This is a genomic window from Burkholderia sp. Ac-20365 (assembly GCF_017104715.1).
Taxonomy (GTDB): Bacteria; Pseudomonadota; Gammaproteobacteria; order Burkholderiales; family Burkholderiaceae; genus Paraburkholderia.
Window position 1 is genome coordinate 686,907 of sequence record NZ_JAAGPI010000001.1, and the last position, 18,314, is coordinate 705,220.

Genomic DNA, 18,314 nt, shown 5'->3' on the forward strand with positions numbered 1-18,314 from the left:
GCATGTCCAACCGGTGGTTGAAAAACTTCGATGCGATGCGATGCGCGCTTCAGCCGCGCAACGCGTCCTCACGCAATTGCCCGACGATGCGGCTCGCGGCGATGAGCCCGCGATAGATGCGGGCGCGTGCGTCGCGGTCGGCGGCGGTGCCGTCGGCGGCGTGGTTCAGCTGCTCGGCGCTTTCTTCGAGTGCCTTGCGCAACCCGGCGACGCGTGTATCGGCGTCGGCGGCTGTCACGACGTTCTGCAACTCCATGAAGTGCTGCGCGTGGCGTTCAATGGCTTCGTACATGGTCATCTCCGTAACGTGTCGGCCGTCTGCACGACGGACGTCTGGGGTGGGTCGAGCACATGCCGTGCGGCGGCCGGCCCGGTGAACTGACTGGCGCTCGACGCGGGTGTGGCCGCATCGCTTGCGGGTTGCGATGAGGCGGCTGCGTCGCTGGCCGCTGCGGGCATGCTCGCATTCGTCTCGTTGTCGAGAATGAAGATGTGCTTCACGCCATCGGGCGTTTGCGCATAGCGCACGGTATCCGACGACACGATCGCGATGTAGCTCGCGCCCGCTGGCGCATCGGCCTGTTCGGCGCCCGTCGCATCGATGCGGATGTCCTTCACGTTCGCGGGCAGATCGGGGCGGATACGCTTCACGCCTTGCTGTAACGCGTCCATGTCGACATCCTTGCCCGCAATCGCAAACACGCCACCGCCGTCGTAACGCACGCTGATTCCGGCGACAGGCAGGCTCTCGCCGATACTGCGCCGGATGACTTCCGCGATGCCGTACTGCGCCTGCACGCGCGGCGCGGTGATCGCGGCAAGGAGGCGCCGCGCGGCGAGATTCTCCGATTCGTTGGCGACGAGGCCGCGCACCAGCACACCGCCATGTCCATCGAGCGACGCGCGCAACTCGTTCAGATGCGCCGCCGCGAACTCGCGGTTGACGTTTTCCATCGCGGCGACGTCGTTGGGCAGCATCGATGCCTTGGCGCGCGTCGTCATCGACAGCGCGCTGACGCAGGCGATCACAACCAGCGCGACACAGGCCGCGCCAAGCGCGACAAACGTGCGGCGGCGCGAACGCTGCTGATTGCGCGCGGTGTCGTCGGGCTGGCCGGGCTTGAGCAGCGTGGACAGCAGCGCGAGGTCGCTGGGCCATTCCACATCGTCCGGACCGATGCAGATCACGCTCTGATCGAACTGCATCGGCAGGAAGTCGAGCATGAAAACAGGCGCAGTGTCTTCGACGCCTTCATCCGATGCTTCTTGCGTTTCATCGGGCGTGGCTTCGTCGCTTGCTGCGGTGCCGGGTTCTTGCGCCGCGAGACGCCGCACGGTCACGACATCGCTGTCGCCGACTTCGACGATCGCGGACGGTCCCGTCCAGTCGGTGATGCGAATGTCGGCGTCGTCGTCCGCGTCGATCCGGTGGGAACCGTGACCGAGCGGGGCGGTCGCGCCAGCATGAATACCCGTCAGGATGCGCAGTTGTTTCATGAGTTCGGTCGGTCAGGCTTGGAAGCGGGTGCAACCGCCAGGCTGTCACGTTTCCTTCGATGAGTCGCAGATTAATGGACGCATGGACCGCGACACGCAACGTTTGCGAAGGCAAACGTGCGAACGCGAAGCGACTTTAGCGAGCGGGCGCAGCGGAGTGCGGCTGGTCCGCTGCCTCAATCGCACGTGTGCTGCGCGCGCGGGCGGTGCCGTCGAGTACTGCGTTGGCGCACGCAGCGCGTGCTTCGCGGCGTGCGAGCATCGGGCTGCCCGCGACGAGCGCGAGCAATGGCGCAAGGACGTTGCGCGTTGCATTCGATGTGCTCAGCAGTGCCGCCGCCGCCGCGGGCTTGAGCGTTGCATCGCCGGTCTGCTGACGCCCGGCCGCAGCTCGCGCGGTCGCGTCCATCAGCGACTGACGAACCTGAGCCAGCGATGCGAGCGGCAATGCGCCTTCGCGTTGCCGCAATGCACGCAGTTGGGCGAGCGCATCGTGCAGAGGTCGGCCGTTTTTGAGCAAGGCATCGCACCAGGCATTGGCCAGCGCTTCGCGACGAGGCGCGCCCGTCAACGTGAGCGCATGCGCCGCGAATTCTGGCGCGACAGCCGTGGCGCGATGTCCGCCGTCCACACCATCGAGCATCAGTTCGTCTTCGCGGGCGCTGTCTTTGCGCTGCTGCTGTCGTTGCTGCTGTTCGTCCTGCTGCTGGCCGCCGCCGCGCGAGCCGCCGTTACCGCCGTCGCGCGTCACGCGCAGTGGCGTATTGCGTTGCCGGTCGGTGCCGCGGGTATTTTGTGAAGCTCGGGCGCCAGCGCCCGAACGTGTCGTAGTCGGGCGCCTTGTTGCCGCGAAACGCGTCGTAGCCGCTTTGCCCTGACGCTTTTTCGCCAGCGCCTTCGCAAGACGCCGCGCGTTGGCCGAGCGAGCCTGCCCCTGCAGATGCGCGTGATGCGCATGCGCGAAGCGGACGTTGTTGCGCAACGATGCCGCGAAGCGCGCGCGCGTCTGTTGATGTGCCGGTTCGGTCGTGCCGCGTTGCGTCTGTGCGGCAGCATCGGCCGATGAAGCGCCCGCAGTGGGACGCGAATGGATCGGGTTCATCGCGTGACGGCCGTGAGCAGCAACTGGTTCGCAAAGCGCAGGATCGCCGACGCACCCAGCGGCGCCACGACGACGAGCGCCACCACGACGGCAATCAGCTTGATGCCGAACGACAGCGTCTGATCCTGCAGCGACGTGATCGCCTGCAGGAACGACACCAGCAGGCCGACGCCGGCCGCGACGACGACCACGGGCAGCGACACGTACAGGCACAGCAGCAGCCCTTGTGTCGCGAGTCCGACGAGCGTATCGATAGTCATGGCAAATCCGTAATTGAAGAGACGCGACGCTTACCGGTAGCCGAGAATGAGGCCGTGCATCAGCGTGGACCAGCCGTCCATCGCGACGAACAGCAGCAGCTTGAACGGAATCGCGACGTTGGTCGGCTGCACCTGATTCAGGCCCATCGCCATCAGCACGTTCGCGATCACGAGATCGACGACGATAAAGCCGATGTAGAGCAAAAAGCCGATCTTGAATGCGTCGGTCAGCTCCGTCAGTGTGAAAGCGGGCGCGAGCACGATCAGGTCGGTGTCCTTCAAGGCCTTGGCCTGCTGCGCGGGCCACAACGCGGACGCCGAGCGCAGGAAGAACTGCCGCTCGCGTGATTGCGCATGCGCTTCGAGGAACGTGCGGAACGGCTCGCGCGCGGCGGCGATACCGGCTGTCACGTTCTGCGTGACGTTGCCAGGCACCTGGTTCGCCTGCATGCCCTGCATTGCGGAGAACGCGACGGGCGCCATGATGTACACGGACACGATGATCGCAATGCCGTTGAGCACCATGTTGGGCGGCACCTGCTGGACGCCGAGCGCGTTGCGCAACAGCCCGAGCACGACGACGATCTTCATGTACGACGTCACCACCATCGCGATGAACGGGATCACGCTGATCGCCAGCACGACGATCAGCAGCCCGGTGATGTCACCTGTCTGAATCGCCGGCATACGCCATTCTCGTAATCCGTACACCCAGATGTTCGCCGACGCAGACGACCTCGCCATAGCCCACCGTTTGCCCATGCGTGACCAGACGCACCGGCGTATCGAGCACGGGCGCGGCCAGTTCGATCACGTAGCCCGGCCGCAATGCGGCAAGCTCGGCAAGCGGCAGGGCCACGCTGTCGATTTCGAATTGCACGGGTAAATCGAGCAGGCCGATATCGAGCGGAGCGTCGAAGGGTTCGTCTTCATCGGTGTTGCTGGCAGCGTGATCCGCTTGCCAGTTGTCTCCGCTCGTGGCGGCCGCGCTGTCGTGCAGCGCTTCGCCGTCGCCGGGAAGCGTGTCGGGCATCTCGGCCTGCAAGGGTTCTTCGTTCATGATGGGTTTCTCTTCTACAGTGACCTGCGTGCCGTCGATCACGACACGCGCATGGATGCGCCGCATGCCTGCCGTGCCCCATGCCGCGCGCGCGGCATATGGGTTGCCGCTGCCAAGCGCCTGCGCGATGGAAGGCGCGAACGCGCGCAGCACGACGTCGCCGGGACGCAGCGATTGCAATGCAGCGAGCGACACGCGCCGCGCCCCAAGCGCAATCGATCCCGCGATGCTGATCCGCGACGACGCTGCGAACATATGGTTGGCCTCATGCGACGGAAAATCCGCGAGCCGCCGATGCAGCATGTCGAGCGTGGCGCCCGTCGCACTCACCGACAGGCGATGCACGACGCCTTCATGCAGCAATGCGATATCGAAGCGTGCCTCGTTCGCAGCGGCGGCCGGAGCGCGTTCCACCGACGTCACACGCCAGCGTCCCAGCCCCGCCGCCTGAAAACGCTGCACGAGCGGCGCGAGCAAGGCATTCGCCAGCGTGCTGCGCAAAGCGTGACGGGCGCTGTCGCCCGAGCTGGCCGCAACGATCTGCAAGGCCGGATAGCGCGCGAGATCGAGATCGATATCCAGCGTGCCTTCCAGCTGCGCAAGCACGATGCGGCCGGCTTCGTCGAACGTGGCAACGTTTGTCGCAGCGGACGCGATCTCGAGCGCTTCGATTGCGCCGAGACGACGCATCGCGTCGACATGACGCGCATCGCACAGAAAGCGCGCGGCGCGTGCGGCGTCGGCGCAGACGTGGCGCAGCTTGTCCGCATACGGACGCGCGGGAGACACAGTGGACATAAGGATGAGCTAGTGAACCGTCAGTTCGAGCGTGCGCGCTTCGCCAATCGACGCGAGCACCCGGCGCAACTCGCGTTCGAGCAGGCCGGCATGGTGCAAGAGTAATTCGCGCGTATCGGCTGTCTCGACGTCGAAGCGAAGCAACAGAACCGCGGGCGAAAGCGTCAGGTGCAACTGTGTGCCGGGCAGTCGCTGCGGATCGATACGTAGCGCGACTTCCCAGTGACCCGCGTGACGGATCGCAGGATTCGACGCGAACTCCGCGATATGCCGCGCGAGCACATGCGCAAGCTCCAGCATCTGCTGCTCGCGTCGCAGCAAGGCGGCGACGACGCGCTGGCTTGCGCTGCCGATGCGTTGCGCAAGCGATGCTTGTGGATCGTGTCGCTTCTGTTCGTCTTCGTCGTGCTGGCTGGCGAGCAGATCGTCTGGCGCTGGCGGCTCGTCACGGCGCAGCAGCGCGGCAAAATCCGCGTGTCGCGAGCGACGCATCCGCGTACTCGCGGCCGAAGACGACGCTTGCGCGGGCGCTGCGATCACGCGGACAGGGCGCGAGTTGATTCTCGACATACGCTGCCTCAGGCCGTCACGTGGCCGATCGGCTGCAATTCCAGATGTCCGCCCAATTCCTGATACGAGTAGACGGACAGCCAGCCGAGCCTGCCTTCGATCATGCGCCGCACGTAGCGCCGGATATCCATCGACGTGACGAGCGCGATACCGGGACGCGGCGCCAAGCCCGCGAAGGATTCGATGCTATCGACCAGAAAGCTGATCTGATCGGGCGGCAGCGCGAGATAGTTGCCCGTGGGCGTCTGCTTGATCGCCTGGCGGATATGTTGTTCGACGGGACCGTCGAGCAGGATCGCGGGCAGGATCCGCGCGCCGAGTGCGGCCCGGTGCGCGAGAAAGCGCGCGAGATCGCCGCGCACGTACTCCGTGAGCATCAGCACGTCTTTCTCTTTGGGTCCCCACGCAATCAGGCTTTCCATGATGTTGCGGATATTGCGGATCGGAATCTGTTCTTCGAGCAGACGCCGCAGCACATCGGCGATGCGTTGCGGCGGCAGCACTTTCTGCACTTCCGCAAGCAGGCCCGGATATTCGATGCCCAACTGCTCCTGTATCCATTGCACTTCGTTGACGCCGAGAAAGAGCGATGCATTGCGCCGGAGCAACTGCACGCTGACATGCGCGATCACCTGTTCGGCACGCCAGCCTGAAGTCTTGTCGGCAAGCGTTGCTTCGTCGTGCCAGTAACCCGGCTGCGTGCTGCCGTCGATCGGCTCGCGTTGCTCGCAGCGTTCGGCGAGTGCCTGCGTTGGTGCATCGTCGGGTTGCGCTGCGAGCCGTTGCGCCAGATCAGGCAACAACACCTTGCCTTGCGGCAGTTCGAGCGTAAACGCAGGCACATCGTGCATCAGGAACTCGCAGGTGGAAGGCGCAAGTTTTTCGCTGATCCACATGTGAATGCCCGGAAACGGCAGACCCAGTTCTTCCTGCAACGAAGCACGCTCGGTTTCGAACGCGTGATTGAGCCGGTCAACCGCGAGACGTCCACGCAAATCAGGCGCAAGGCGCACACCGAGCGGACAGGAAAACGCGGGCGGCACGCTGGAAATGGCAGGCGTCTCGCTTTTGGCGCCTGCGCGCTGCATCGAACCCACGGCTTCGAGGTCTTCGAACGCGCGTGCCGGGCCGCGCTTTTTCAGCTTCCACGCAGTGAAGCCGAGAATGCCGCTCAGCACCAGGAAGAGCGGCCACGGAAAGCCCGGCACGGCAGCGAACGCAACCAGCAGCAGGGCGGCGAAGCCAAGCGCGGGCGCGCTGCCCATCAACTGCTTGCCGATCTCGGCGCCGAGCGAACGCGGCTTCTCGTCGCGATCGTCGGCGACGCGCGTGATCATCACGCCTGCCGCAACCGACAGCAGCAGCGCGGGCAACTGCGCGACCATCGCATCGCCCACAGACAGAATCGAAAAACGGTTCGCCGCTTCGCCCGCTGTCATGCCGTGATAGAGCACGCCGACAGCGAGTCCCGCGACGATGTTGATCATCGTGATGATGAGGCCGGCGACGGCGTCGCCCTTGACGAACTTCATCGCGCCGTCCATGCCGCCGTGCAGCGCGCTTTCGAGCGCGAGCGTTGCGCGTTTATGGCGTGCTTCGTCGGCGGTTAGCAGGTTGGCGCGCAGGTCCGCGTCGATACTCATCTGCTTGCCCGGCATCGCGTCGAGCGTGAAGCGCGCGCCGACTTCCGCGACGCGCTCTGAACCCTTCGCGATCACGATGAACTGCACCAGCGTGATGATGATGAACACCACCATGCCGACCACGAGATTGCCGCCCACCACCAGCTTGCCGAAACTGTCGATGATGTCGCCCGCTTCCGCGTGCAGCAGGATCGACTTGGTGGATGCGATGCTCAGCGACAAGCGGTAGAGCGTGGTGAACAGCAGGATCGACGGGAATGCGGACAATGAAACGACGCTCGGCACGTAGAGCGTGATCATCAGCAGCGTGACGGCTGCCGCGATGTTCAGGCCGACGAGAATGTCGATCATGAAGAACGGCAGCGGCAGGATCATCAGCGAAACGATCGCGACGATCATCACGAGGATGCCGATTTCGCCGCCCGCTGGCAGTTTGAGTGTCTTGAACATAGGCGTGTAGTGATGCGAAAGAGTGCGCGCTACCGGGCGCGCGTTAGTGGCTCAGCGGTGCTTCACCCGCTCCACGCGGCAACGCGAGCGAGTCGACCCAACGCAGGATCGCGGCGACGGCTTCGAACAGTTCGTCGGGAATCGGCTCGTCCAGCTCGACCTTGTAGAGCGCACGCGCAACGGGCGGATGGCCGACAATCGGCACGCCCGCGAACTGCGCGTCGCGGCGCATCTGCAGCGCCGCTTCGTCCATGCCCTTGGCGATCACGACGGGCAGCGGATATTCGTCGGGCGCGTAGCGCACAGCGACGGCGTAGTGCGTCGGATTGACGACCACCATGTTCGCCGTCGCGATCGGGCGCGGCGCGGAAGTCGCAAGCTCGCGCGCGAGCCGGCGCCGCTCGCCCTTGATGATCGGATCGCCTTCGTCCTGCTTGAATTCGCGCTTGATCTCGTCCTTGCTCATCTTCTTGCCGCGTATGAAGAGGAACTTCTGCAGCTTGAAGTCGATGCCGCCGAACACGACGTATAGCGCGGCCGCGACGGCGAGCAGCCGGATCAGAACGAAGCTTGCGAGCTTCGACAGTTCAGGCAACGACTGGAAAAGGGAACCGGTTACGAGCGGCAGCAGGCCCGTAATCGTCTTCCACATCACGATGGCGAGCACGATGCCCTTGATGGTCATCTTCGCGAGTTCGAGCAAGGACTTGAGCGAGAAGATGCGCTTGATGCCCGCCATCGGGCTGACGTTTTCGAACTTGAGACCGACGGCTTTCATCGAAATCATGATGCCCGTCTGTCCGGCCAGCGCGGCAATGGAAGCGAGAATTGCCGCGCCGATCACCGGTAACAGTGCGCCCGTCATGCGCGAGCCGATCTGGTTCACGGCAAGCAGCAGCGTCGTCATGTCATGCGGGCCGGCGACGAACTTCAACGCGATCGATACGCACGAGCGCAGCGAATCGACCAGTTTGCCGCCCGTCGCCATCAGCATGCCGACGCCTGCGGCGAGCACTGCGCCGTCGACGAGGTCCGTGCTCTTCGCGACCTCGCCGTCCTCGCGCGCCTTGCGCAGGCGTTTCTCGGTTGGCTGTTCGGTTTTGTCGTCGCTCATCAGGCGCTCCTCATCGTGCTGGCGCAGTGTAGGGCGCGTGTTGCGGCGTTCGGGATGACGAGGCGAAGCCCGGCGCACGAACGCGAAGCGCATGAACCCGGCATGCGCGGCCAACAGGATTCGCGCCGCAAGGTTCGCTTTCGCGCGACTTGCTTCGGCTGCGGTGCACTTCACAAGGCGCGCGCTTGCTACCTTGCGAACCGTTGACGCCCCGCGTCCTGTTATCTTCAAGAGGGTCCACGCCATGCTTGCGAATGCTTCCAAACCCGCGTCACAACCCGTAAACGCCCAGACCGCGCCGGGTTATCTGCAATGCGGCGATGCGACCTTGAGCGCGCTGATCGAGATCGCATCGGCGGGGCTGTTCCGGCATTTCCCGCAAGCCAGCGCCGATACGGCCGACATCGAACTGATACTCGACGCACTGCGCGCGTTTCGTCCGAAGCTGGCCGAAATCGACACGCTCGCGGGCGTGTTGCATATCGTCAATGGCCGCTGGGAAGAAGCGTCCCGTACGTTGCGCGACGTGATCGATGCGGCGCCGTCGTTTGCCTACGCGAAAGCGATGTATGCGTATTGCCTCGCGTCGCAGAAGGATGCGGGCTGGCGTCAATGGGCGGATGCGGCGCTCGAAGGCGACGCGGGCCCCGAAACGCGCGCGCTGATTCGCGCGCTTGGCGTGCGTGCCGATCTCGAAGCCGCACGCGCAAACCATCGCGGCGGCGAGTTCGTGTTGCCGGAGTCGTATCGCGATCTCGCGGACGAGCAGGAACGTGCGCAGACAAAGACTGCGCGACCGGCACCGGGCGATGCACCCGCATTCGCGTCGCACGCCTTTCTGCGCGCCTGAGCCGAGGAGCCGACCATGACGATTTCCACGATTGCCGAAACAGCCGTGCACGCCGCCGCCGATGCTGCCGGTGCCAACAGCGCCGACGCACAGCCACCCATGCCCGCGCCCGAATCCGTCAGCCGTTTCGAAGAACTGATGCAGCAGCCGCTCGCCGCGCCCGATAACGACGCCGCGCAGCACGCGGGCAACCATCTCGTCGATGCGATCCGTCATCAGGATGGCCAGATGGAAGCCGCGCTCGAACAGGTCGCGACGCTGAGCGCACACTCCGCGTCGCTCTCGCCGACGCAGCAGATTGCAGCGGCTGCGCAGGTCTCGCTGAATCTGTCGCTGGCGCAGTTCGATTTCCAGACCAAGATGGCGGTGGTGTCGGCGACGAAGTCGTCGGCTGAAACGCTGATGAAGAACCAGTGATGAGCGCGCCAAACCTGTTTCCATCAGCGAAGCGGCTGCTGCTGGGCGGCGTGCTGATCGCATGTGCGCTGCTCGCGGGCTGCAAGAAAGAGCTCTATACGGGCCTCGCCGAAGAAGACGTCAACGAGATGACGGTCGCCTTGCTGGAACGCGGCGTCTCTGCCGACAAGAGCACGCCCGACGGCGGCAAGACCTACACGTTGCAGGTCGACGACGGCGACATGGTGCGCGCGATGCAGGTGCTGCGCGAAAAAGGCCTTCCACACAGCAAGTTCGACGATCTCGGCAGTCTGTTCAAGAAAGACGGGCTTGTTTCGACGCCTACGGAAGAGCGCGTGCGTTTTATCTACGGGTTGTCGCAGGAACTGTCGGGCACGCTGTCACATATCGACGGCGTACTGGTCGCGCGCGTGCAGATCGTGATTCCGAACAACGATCCGCTTGCGCAGACCATCAAGCCTTCTTCGGCGGCTGTGTTCATCAAGTACCGGCCGGGGCTGGAACTCGATGCGCTGGTGCCGCAGATCAAGAACCTCGTCGTGCATAGCGTCGAAGGGCTGGCGTACGACCAGGTGAGCGTGACGGGCGTGGCGGCCGATCAGGTGGATATCGACAGCCGCGCGCCGGCGCATACGCCCATATGGCCGTTCGTGCTGAGTGGGTTGCTCGCACTGATCGTGGCAGGCGCCGGTGTGGGTTATGTGTTACGTGCGCGGCTCGGCGCGTTTGTTACGCCGATGAAGGCGAGCCTCGCGACGCTCGCGCAACGACTGCCGGGACGCAGGCAGAAGTCGGCATGACGGGCGCGATGGCTGCATCCGCCGCGATGCAACGGCGGCCTGAACCGCGCCTTGTGCCTGCCGTTGCCGCGCAGATTCTGCTTGGCTGGCAGCGCAATGCGCGCAGCGCGATGCAGTGGCTGCATCGCGACTGGCTCGCGTTTGCGTTGGGCATCGAATACCCGGCAGGCGTTGACGCGGCAATGGCTGCCCTTCGCGAGCGTTGCGACGAAGCATGTTCGCTTGCCGTATTGCGCGTTCTGCTGCCCGACTCGCCAACACTCGAGACCTTCATTCATGCGCCCGCCGCACGGCTCGATGCATTGCCGCTAGAGACGGGTGTGCGCGTGCTTCGTATGCTGGCGCTGCTCGCGCGTCGCGCGGAAGTGCGGCGTCTCGTCGATCGGACCACGCGCAAGCGCCTCGCGGAATGGACGGGTTGTCCACTCGACGAACTGCTTGGCAAGGCAATGCCCGAAGCGCCGTCGCTCGTCGATGCGAAGCGCGAACAACCAGGATCGCTCGCGCTGGCTTCGCTCGATGCCGACGCGCTTGCGCACGAAGGACTGGCGCTACTGCCGCGCAATGGAACGCAGCAGATGCTGCTGAAATTCGCTTTGCCGCGCGCAGATTCCGGGCTCCAGGCAATGTTCGCGAACGACGAACGCGACGAGGCATCCGCGTTTTTGCGCGATCGCATCGGCCCACTTTTGCCGGAGTACCCATGGTTATCTGGCTGAGCCGTCCGCGCGACGCACACGCGACGCACGACACCGCAGGCAAGCGAAAAGACGAACCGCGCGTCGGACTGGTTGGCGACATCGTGCCGCGCGAGACCTTCGGCATGCTCGCAACCATCGACGACGTCTACGGCCGCGTCGAAGCCGAGCGTCAGGCGATTCTCGCCGCCGCGCAGATCGAGCGTGAGCAGGTGCTTCAGTCGGCGCGCGCCGAAGCGGCGGCGCTGATTGCATCGGCGGCGCGCGAGCGCGAAGCGGCCGAAGAACGCGGCTATGCGGAAGGCGTCGCCCGTGGCGAGGCGCAGTGGATCGAGCGCATCGCTGCATTGAGCGCCGATGCGCAGCGTCTGCAAAACAGTATGCGCAACCGGATGGCGGAACTCGTGGTGCTGGCTGTCGAGCAGCTGGTGCGCACCGAAAGCGCGCAGGCCTTGTTCGCGCGCGCGACGGACACGATCGATCGTATTGTCGAAGGCTCGGCGAATTTGCGCGTTAGCGTGCATCCCGGCGACCTCGACGCGGCCCGCGCCGCGTTCGACGAATTCGATGCGCGTCTGCGCACGCTCGGACGGCCGGTGCCACTCGCGGTCGTCGCCGATCCACGTCTCGAGCCGGGCGCATGCGTGTGCGAGTCGGATCTCGGCATCGTCGATGCGAGCCTGTCGACACAACTCGATTCGATGCGCGCAGCGATCGTGCGCGCGCTGAATACTTCGCTGAAAACGCAGACATGAGCACGACAGACGCAGTAAATGTTTCGCACGAGCAGGCGCTGACCGACGTCTTCGGCCTGCACGAACATGGCTTGCGCGAACTGGGCGGCGCGATCGAACGCGAGATTCGCGCGCTGTTGCCCGTGCGGCAGACGGGCAAGATAGCGGAGGTGGTCGGCACGCTCATCAAGGTGGCCGGCATCGACCTGAAGCTCGGCGAGCTGTGCGAGTTGCGCACGCCGCAAGGCAAGCTGCTGCAGCATGGCGAAGTGATCGGCTTCACGCGCGAACATGCCGTCGTGTCGCCGTTCGCGCAACTCACGGAAGTCTCGCGCGCGACGCATGTGATCGGTTTGCAGCGGCCCTTGTCGGTGCCTGTTGGCGATGCGTTGCTGGGCCGCGTGATCGATGCGCTGGGTCAACCGATGGACGGACGCGGCCCGATCGACAGCGACATCAGCCGGCCGATCTTCGCCGATCCGCCGAACCCGATGACGCGCCGCATGATCGAGCATCCGATGGTGACGGGCGTGCGCGTGATCGATTCGATGACGACGCTCGCCGAAGGCCAGCGCATGGGCATTTTCGCGCCTGCGGGCGTCGGCAAGAGCACCTTGCTCGGCATGCTTGCGCGTGGCGCGCAGTGCGATATCAACGTGATTGCGCTGATTGGCGAGCGCGGGCGCGAAGTGCGCGAGTTCGTCGAGCTGATCTTGGGCGAACAGGGCATGGCGCGTTCTGTTGTGGTGTGCGCGACGTCGGACCGCTCGTCGAGCGAGCGCGCGAAGGCCGCGTACGTTGCAACCGCGATCGCCGAATACTTCCGCGATGAAGGCAAGCGCGTGCTGCTGATGATGGATTCGTTGACGCGCTTCGCCCGAGCGGGCCGCGAGATCGGCCTTGCAGCAGGTGAGCCGCCTGCACGGCGCGGCTTTCCGCCTTCCGTATTCGCGGAGCTGCCGCGTCTGCTGGAGCGCGCGGGCATGGGCGAACGCGGCTCGATCACCGCGCTCTACACGGTGCTTGCCGAAGACGAGTCGGGCAGCGATCCGATTGCCGAAGAAGTGCGCGGCGTGCTCGACGGCCACCTGATTCTGTCGCGGGAAATTGCGGCGCAGAACCGCTATCCAGCAATCGACGTGCTCGGCAGCCTGTCGCGCGTGATGTCGCAAGTGATGCCGCGCGAGTTCATGGCGTCGTCTGCACGGCTGCGCAAGCTGCTCGCGAAGCATCGCGAGGTGGACATGCTGTTGCAGATCGGCGAGTACCAACCGGGCACCAATGCGCTTGCGGACGAAGCAATCGCGAAGATCGACGCGTTGAAGGCGTTCCTGTCGCAGCCGACGGACGCGTATGCAGACCCCGGTGAAACGGAAGCCGCGTTGCATCAACTCGCGCAAGGCGACGCGCAATGAGCGCGCAGAAACGACAGATCGCGGCCTTGTCGCGCGCGGTGTCGCGCCGTCAGCGTTTCGCGCAGGCGTTGCGCGCGCGGCTCGCACAACGGGTCGCCGCACGCACGCCACTCGTCGAAAACGAAACGCGGGCTCGCGCGCACGCGGCGGCGCTCGAAGCCCAGGCGCGCTCGTACCGGCAACGCATCAGCGCGATGATGGCGGGCGCGGAGCCATTTTCGATCGATACGTTGACGGCGATCCGCCTGTACGCGGAAGACATCGACACACAGTTCTCCAGTGCGCGCGATGCGGTAACGGCCGCGCAACAGACGCTAGCCACGCATGACGCTGAAATTGCGGGTACGCGCCGCGAGATTGCGAAGAACCGCGGGCGCATCGAGCTGTGCGAGAAGCGCATCGGCGCGTTGCAGCGCGTGCTGGACGGCATCGCCGCCGACGCGGAAGACGAAGACATCGAAGAGACGGCGCTCGCGCGCCTTGCACGCGCATGAATGAGCTATTGCAGTTCTACGGCCCCTGGCTGCTCAAGCATCTCGCCGTGCTGGGCGTCTGCTCGCTGCGGCTCTACGCGATCATGACGCTGTTTCCGCCGACTGCCGACGGCGTGCTGCAAGGCCGTTTGCGCAACGGCGTCGCGTTGAGCTTCACGCTGTTTGTGGCGCTCGCGCAGCCGGAATCGTTCGCCGATTCATTGACAGGCTTCACGCTGGTTATCACGGGCTTGCGCGAAACGCTGATCGGCGTCGTGATGGGTTTCGCGGCGGCGACGGTGTTCTGGGTCGCGGAAGGCGCGGGCATCTATCTGGACAATCTGACCGGCTACAACAACGCGCAACTGAGCAACCCGATGCTGTCTCAACAGTCGACGCCTTCAGCCACGCTGCTGGGCCAGATCGCGACGGTCGCGTTCTGGTCGCTCGGCGGCATGCAGTTTCTGCTGGAAGCGCTGTACGAGTCGTATCGATGGTGGCCTGTGGCATCGACCCAACCGATGTCGACGGATTTTCTCGCAGTGTTCGCGATGCATCAGACGGACACGCTGATGCAAACCATCGCTAAGCTCGCCGCACCGATGCTGCTCGTGCTGCTGTTGATCGATCTCGGCGCGAATCTCGCGTCCAAGGCCGCGCAAAAGCTGGATCTGAGCGCGTTGAGCCAACCGATCAAGGGCGCGGTGACGGTGCTGATGCTGGCCGTGTTCGCGGGGCTTTTCGTGCATCAGGTGCAGGATCAGCTGGACCTGCGGCTCTTCAAGGAACAGGTGCGCGCAATCGCGCAGATGAGCGACCGCGACACCGATCTCAAGCTTGACGAAAAGCCGGACGCAAAGCCGCGCCGCGATGCTGTGACGCCCTGATGTCAACGGCGATCGCATAAAAAAGAATTGAGCTTTGTTGAGAATGCTTGTCTGCGCCGCGCGCAGATTCTCAACTTTACTCAAGCCTCAATTCTTTCGTCAGATTATTGAGAATTTCACATTTCAGCCTGGCTACAGTGCATTCCGTCAACGCGATGTTCGAAAGCAAAACGTCGCGATCGTTTCAACGCGCTCGGTCAGCGTCGCTCCACACGCTGCGCGAGCCTTACGACGGAATCAGCCATGCTCGTGACTTACTACTTCCCGTATGTGTCGATGCTCAACGCCGTGTCGGCGCCCGCCAGCGTCGTCGAACTGATCCGCAACGGCAATGTGCAGGCCGCGGCCGCGCACGTGCAGCGTCTTGTCGATAGCCACGACGATGCGGCGCCTGGCGCGCTGCTGCAATTGCAGGGCGATCTGCAACTGTCGCTCGGCATGGAAGTCGATGCCGACGATTCGTTCCGCGACGCGCAAAAGCGCATGCGCGACGACAAGGACGCCATGCGCTTCGCATCGTGCCGCAACGCGGGCTGGCAGGCGCTGTTCCGCTACCGTTACGGCACCGCGATGTCGTGCTTCATGCAGATCGCCGATCATCCGCAGGCGAGCGTCGCGCTGCGACTCGACGCACTGTTCGGCGCGTTCGGCGTGTTGTTCAGCGTCGGCCGCCTGCGCGATGCGGATGCCGTGCTCGATACGCTTGAAGACCTGCTCGACGAAGCGGTATCCAACGACACGATGCCGCATGCCGGCGGCTGGCAGCGTCTGTTGAGCACCGTGCGTTTCGATGTCGAAGCGCAAAGCACGCTGCGCTCGCGCTCGACCTTGTCCGATCACATCTACTGGCAAGTCGGCCTGACTGGCGATGCCGCACCGCGCATCGCACCGCAGAAGCCCGCCGCGCTGCGCATGCTGACGGGCGCCATCGCCGACCCGCTGCTGCGCAGCCGCGTGGAGTTTCTCGACCGGCTCACACAACTCGCAGACGGTGAGCGCGACGCGCAGCAGCAGCTCATCTCGCATGCGGACTGGGCGGGCAAGCAAGGTATTCAGAACTATCAGAGCGCGGTGCGCATCGAGATCGTGCTCGCGAGTCTGGCAGGCGGCATGTCGTCGCTGGCCGAGTCGGTGCTCACGCTGCTGACGGCGGAAGTGCGCATGCCGCAGAGCCATCGGCAACTCGAGTATCTGTATTGCCTCGCGAAGCTGCGTCATGTGCAAGGGCGCAGCAGCGAGTCGCTGGAGTTGTACACGCGCTACGCGCTCGCCGCCGTCAATTGCATCCGCGACGAAGCAGGCGCGCTTGCCCGCTATGGCCAGCGTATCGCACGCGCGCCGGAACAGCTCGACGATATCGGCGCGCGTCTGCCCGCGCGTTACCGGCGTGCTTATCGCTACCTGCTCGACAACCTCGAACGTAAAGACCTGTCGATCCGCGAAATCGCTGCGCAGATCGGCGTGACGGACCGCGCGCTGCAAAGCGCATTCAAGGCGAGCCTCGGCTCGACGCCCACCGAGATCATTCGCCGCCTGCGCATGGAGCGCATCCGCGCCGAACTCGAAGCCGACGACAGCGCGCACGAGCAAGGCATTCTCGCGACCGCCGTCAAGTGGGGCGTCAGCAACCGCTCGACGCTCGTCAACAGCTACCGCCGCGAATTCAACGAATCGCCTTCGGACACGCTGAACCGCTAACAACCGCTAACAACCCGCGTCGTCATAACCACACCTATACCGAGCGTCGATCATGAAACTCACCTTCCGACACCGCGCGATTGCGGCCGCCCTGCTGATGATGGGTCTTAACGTGGGCCACGCCGCACCGATCTCATGGCGGCCCGGCGAAGTGCATATCTCCGTGGAAAGCCGCGACCTGAAGGATGTACTGCGCGACTTCGCAGCGAGCCAGGGCATCATCGCGACGATCGCGCCGAACGTGCAGGGCACCGTGTCGGGGCGCTTCGATCTGCCGCCGCGCAGGTTCATCGATACGATGGCAGCGACTTTCGGCTTTGTCTGGTTCTACGACGGCAGCGTGCTGTCCATCAGCACCGCCGACGACGTGACCACCAAGGTCATCAAGCTCGATTTCGCGGGCACGCAGAGCTTGCGTTCGACGCTCAAACAGATCGGTCTCGACACCGACCGCTTCCCGATCGTCTACGACCCGGAGCAGGGCGTCGCGCTGATTACGGGACCGCACCGGCTGATTCAACTGGTCGATGAAGTCGCCGCGCGGCTCGATCAGAACGCGAATCGCCGCACGGGCAGCGAAGTGCGCGCGTTCCCGCTGCGCTATGGCTGGGCGGCCGATCACACCATTACCGTGAATGGCAAGACGCAGGTGGTGCCGGGCGTCGCGCATGTGATCGCGAGTCTGTATCACCCGGATAAGGACAGCGACCAGCAAGGCACGTCGCGCGCTTCCGCCGACGGCACTGCGAATCTTCAGCAAGTCAGTCCGTATGCGGACGTGCAGGGCGGCACGAATGGCGGATCGCCGTACAACAACGGTGGTGTGAACCCGCCGCTGCCCGATGTCTTCGCGGGCGTCGCGGCGGCGGGCGGCGGGCCGGTCGCGATGCCGGGTGCCGGTGGCGTGGGCGGCGTGTCAGGCCCGGCATCGCAGGGTGCTGGCCGTGCGGCGACAGCAGCCGTGCCGGACGGTGCAGGTTCGTTGCCCGTGATTCAGGCCGACGCGCGGACCAACTCGGTGCTGATCCGCGATCTGCCCGATCGCGTCGGCCAGTATCAGCAACTGATCGACCGGCTCGACGTGAAGCGCCGGATGGTCGAAATCGAAGCGCATATCATCGAAATCGACGACGGCGCGTTGAAGCAACTTGGCGTGGACTGGCACGCGCATTCGAGCCACGTCGATTTTCAGACGGGCAGCGGCAGCGCCAACTCGAACAACTTCAACGGCACCGTCAGTCCGACGTTCTCGTCGCTCGATACGGCCGGCAATCTGGTCGCCACGGCCACGCCGACAGGCGGCTCGCTCACGGCCGTGATCGGCGACGCGAGCCGCTATCTGCTCACACGCATCGACGCGCTCGAGCAGACCAACCTCGCGCATATCGATGCCAGCCCGAAAGTCGCGACGCTCGACAACGTCGAAGCGGTGATGAACAACAAGACGCAGTTCTTTATCCCCGTGTCGGGCTTTACGTCGAGCAATCTGTTCAGCGTGCAGGTGGGCAACACGTTGCGCGTGCTGCCGATGGTCGTCGATTCGAACGGCGCGCAGCAGATCAAGCTGCAGGTACATGTGGAAGACGGACAGCCGACGGGCAATAGCGTGAAGGACATTCCCGAAATCCGCACGAGCGAGATCGATACGGAGGCGGTCGTCTCCGAAGGGCAGAGCCTGCTGATAGCCGGTTACCGCGTCGACAACGATTCGAATCTGAATACGGGTGTGCCGGTGCTGTCGAAGATTCCCGTGCTCGGCGCGCTGTTCCGCTCGCGCACGCATCAGAGCAGCCATATGGAGCGGCTCGTGTTGCTGACGCCGCGCGTGATCGAATTTTGAGCGTGACG

19 protein-coding genes are annotated in these 18,314 nt (G+C 64.5%); 10 read left to right on the forward strand and 9 right to left on the reverse strand.

Translation table 11 applies throughout. The annotated features are described in order from the left end of the window. Positions 1-49: 49 nt before the first annotated feature. The 9 genes from G3O01_RS02930 to sctU all read right to left on the reverse strand — a co-directional run bounded on the left by G3O01_RS02930 (position 50) and on the right by sctU (position 8,494). Entirely contained in the window at positions 50-292 is a 243-nt protein-coding gene (locus G3O01_RS02930; protein WP_205802925.1) for a type III secretion protein, read from the reverse strand. 2 nt (positions 293-294) lie between these two features. After that, on the reverse strand, positions 295-1,497 hold the full coding sequence (locus tag G3O01_RS02935) for a type III secretion protein (protein ID WP_205802926.1): 1,203 nt from the start codon (positions 1,495-1,497) through the stop codon (positions 295-297). Positions 1,498-1,633: 136 nt separating this feature from the next. After that, a complete protein-coding gene (locus G3O01_RS02940; protein ID WP_205802927.1) occupies positions 1,634-2,599 on the reverse strand; it encodes a hypothetical protein in 966 nt (321 codons plus the stop codon). Further along, on the reverse strand, positions 2,596-2,859 hold the full coding sequence (gene sctS, locus G3O01_RS02945; RefSeq protein ID WP_205802928.1) for a type III secretion system export apparatus subunit SctS: 264 nt from the start codon (positions 2,857-2,859) through the stop codon (positions 2,596-2,598). The genes G3O01_RS02940 and sctS overlap by 4 nt, the downstream gene beginning before the upstream one ends. Before the next feature lie 30 nt (positions 2,860-2,889). Continuing rightward, positions 2,890-3,546: a type III secretion system export apparatus subunit SctR gene (gene sctR / locus G3O01_RS02950; RefSeq protein WP_205802929.1), complete on the reverse strand. Its 657-nt coding sequence runs from the start codon at positions 3,544-3,546 to the stop codon at positions 2,890-2,892. Beyond that, complete coding sequence (gene sctQ / locus G3O01_RS02955) at positions 3,524-4,717, reverse strand: type III secretion system cytoplasmic ring protein SctQ (RefSeq protein ID WP_241023576.1); 1,194 nt, start codon at positions 4,715-4,717, stop codon at positions 3,524-3,526. Before sctQ ends, sctR begins: the two co-directional genes overlap by 23 nt. A 9-nt stretch (positions 4,718-4,726) precedes the next feature. Further along, positions 4,727-5,287 (reverse strand): type III secretion system protein SctP, encoded by a 561-nt coding sequence (sctP, locus tag G3O01_RS02960; protein ID WP_205802930.1) that lies wholly within the window; start codon positions 5,285-5,287, stop codon positions 4,727-4,729. An 8-nt stretch (positions 5,288-5,295) separates the two neighbouring features. Then, positions 5,296-7,380: a type III secretion system export apparatus subunit SctV gene (gene sctV / locus G3O01_RS02965; RefSeq protein ID WP_205802931.1), complete on the reverse strand. Its 2,085-nt coding sequence runs from the start codon at positions 7,378-7,380 to the stop codon at positions 5,296-5,298. A gap of 43 nt (positions 7,381-7,423) precedes the next feature. Continuing rightward, positions 7,424-8,494, reverse strand: coding sequence for a type III secretion system export apparatus subunit SctU (gene sctU / locus G3O01_RS02970; protein ID WP_205802932.1), 1,071 nt, complete (start codon positions 8,492-8,494; stop codon positions 7,424-7,426). Positions 8,495-8,738: 244 nt separating this feature from the next. Between sctU and G3O01_RS02975 the strand changes: the two genes are divergently transcribed. The 10 genes from G3O01_RS02975 (at position 8,739) to sctC (ending at position 18,306) form a co-directional block, all read left to right on the forward strand. Continuing rightward, complete coding sequence (locus tag G3O01_RS02975) at positions 8,739-9,344, forward strand: HrpB1 family type III secretion system apparatus protein (RefSeq protein WP_205802933.1); 606 nt, start codon at positions 8,739-8,741, stop codon at positions 9,342-9,344. 15 nt (positions 9,345-9,359) lie between these two features. Next, positions 9,360-9,761, forward strand: a complete 402-nt coding sequence (locus G3O01_RS02980) for a type III secretion protein (RefSeq protein WP_205802934.1) — start codon at positions 9,360-9,362, stop codon at positions 9,759-9,761. After that, complete coding sequence (gene sctJ / locus G3O01_RS02985) at positions 9,761-10,561, forward strand: type III secretion inner membrane ring lipoprotein SctJ (protein ID WP_205802935.1); 801 nt, start codon at positions 9,761-9,763, stop codon at positions 10,559-10,561. The genes G3O01_RS02980 and sctJ overlap by 1 nt, the downstream gene beginning before the upstream one ends. Further along, entirely contained in the window at positions 10,558-11,280 is a 723-nt protein-coding gene (locus G3O01_RS02990; RefSeq protein ID WP_205802936.1) for a type III secretion protein HrpB4, read from the forward strand. The genes sctJ and G3O01_RS02990 overlap by 4 nt, the downstream gene beginning before the upstream one ends. Further along, entirely contained in the window at positions 11,265-12,014 is a 750-nt protein-coding gene (gene sctL / locus G3O01_RS02995) for a type III secretion system stator protein SctL (RefSeq protein WP_205802937.1), read from the forward strand. Before G3O01_RS02990 ends, sctL begins: the two co-directional genes overlap by 16 nt. After that, complete coding sequence (gene sctN / locus G3O01_RS03000; protein WP_241023577.1) at positions 12,011-13,408, forward strand: type III secretion system ATPase SctN; 1,398 nt, start codon at positions 12,011-12,013, stop codon at positions 13,406-13,408. The genes sctL and sctN overlap by 4 nt, the downstream gene beginning before the upstream one ends. Continuing rightward, a complete protein-coding gene (locus tag G3O01_RS03005) occupies positions 13,405-13,902 on the forward strand; it encodes a type III secretion protein (protein ID WP_205802938.1) in 498 nt (165 codons plus the stop codon). Before sctN ends, G3O01_RS03005 begins: the two co-directional genes overlap by 4 nt. Then, positions 13,899-14,768, forward strand: coding sequence for a type III secretion system export apparatus subunit SctT (gene sctT / locus G3O01_RS03010; RefSeq protein ID WP_205802939.1), 870 nt, complete (start codon positions 13,899-13,901; stop codon positions 14,766-14,768). The genes G3O01_RS03005 and sctT overlap by 4 nt, the downstream gene beginning before the upstream one ends. A gap of 243 nt (positions 14,769-15,011) precedes the next feature. Continuing rightward, positions 15,012-16,466, forward strand: coding sequence for a helix-turn-helix transcriptional regulator (locus G3O01_RS03015; RefSeq protein ID WP_205802940.1), 1,455 nt, complete (start codon positions 15,012-15,014; stop codon positions 16,464-16,466). 52 nt (positions 16,467-16,518) lie between these two features. Continuing rightward, complete coding sequence (sctC, locus tag G3O01_RS03020) at positions 16,519-18,306, forward strand: type III secretion system outer membrane ring subunit SctC (RefSeq protein WP_205802941.1); 1,788 nt, start codon at positions 16,519-16,521, stop codon at positions 18,304-18,306. Positions 18,307-18,314: the final 8 nt, after the last annotated feature.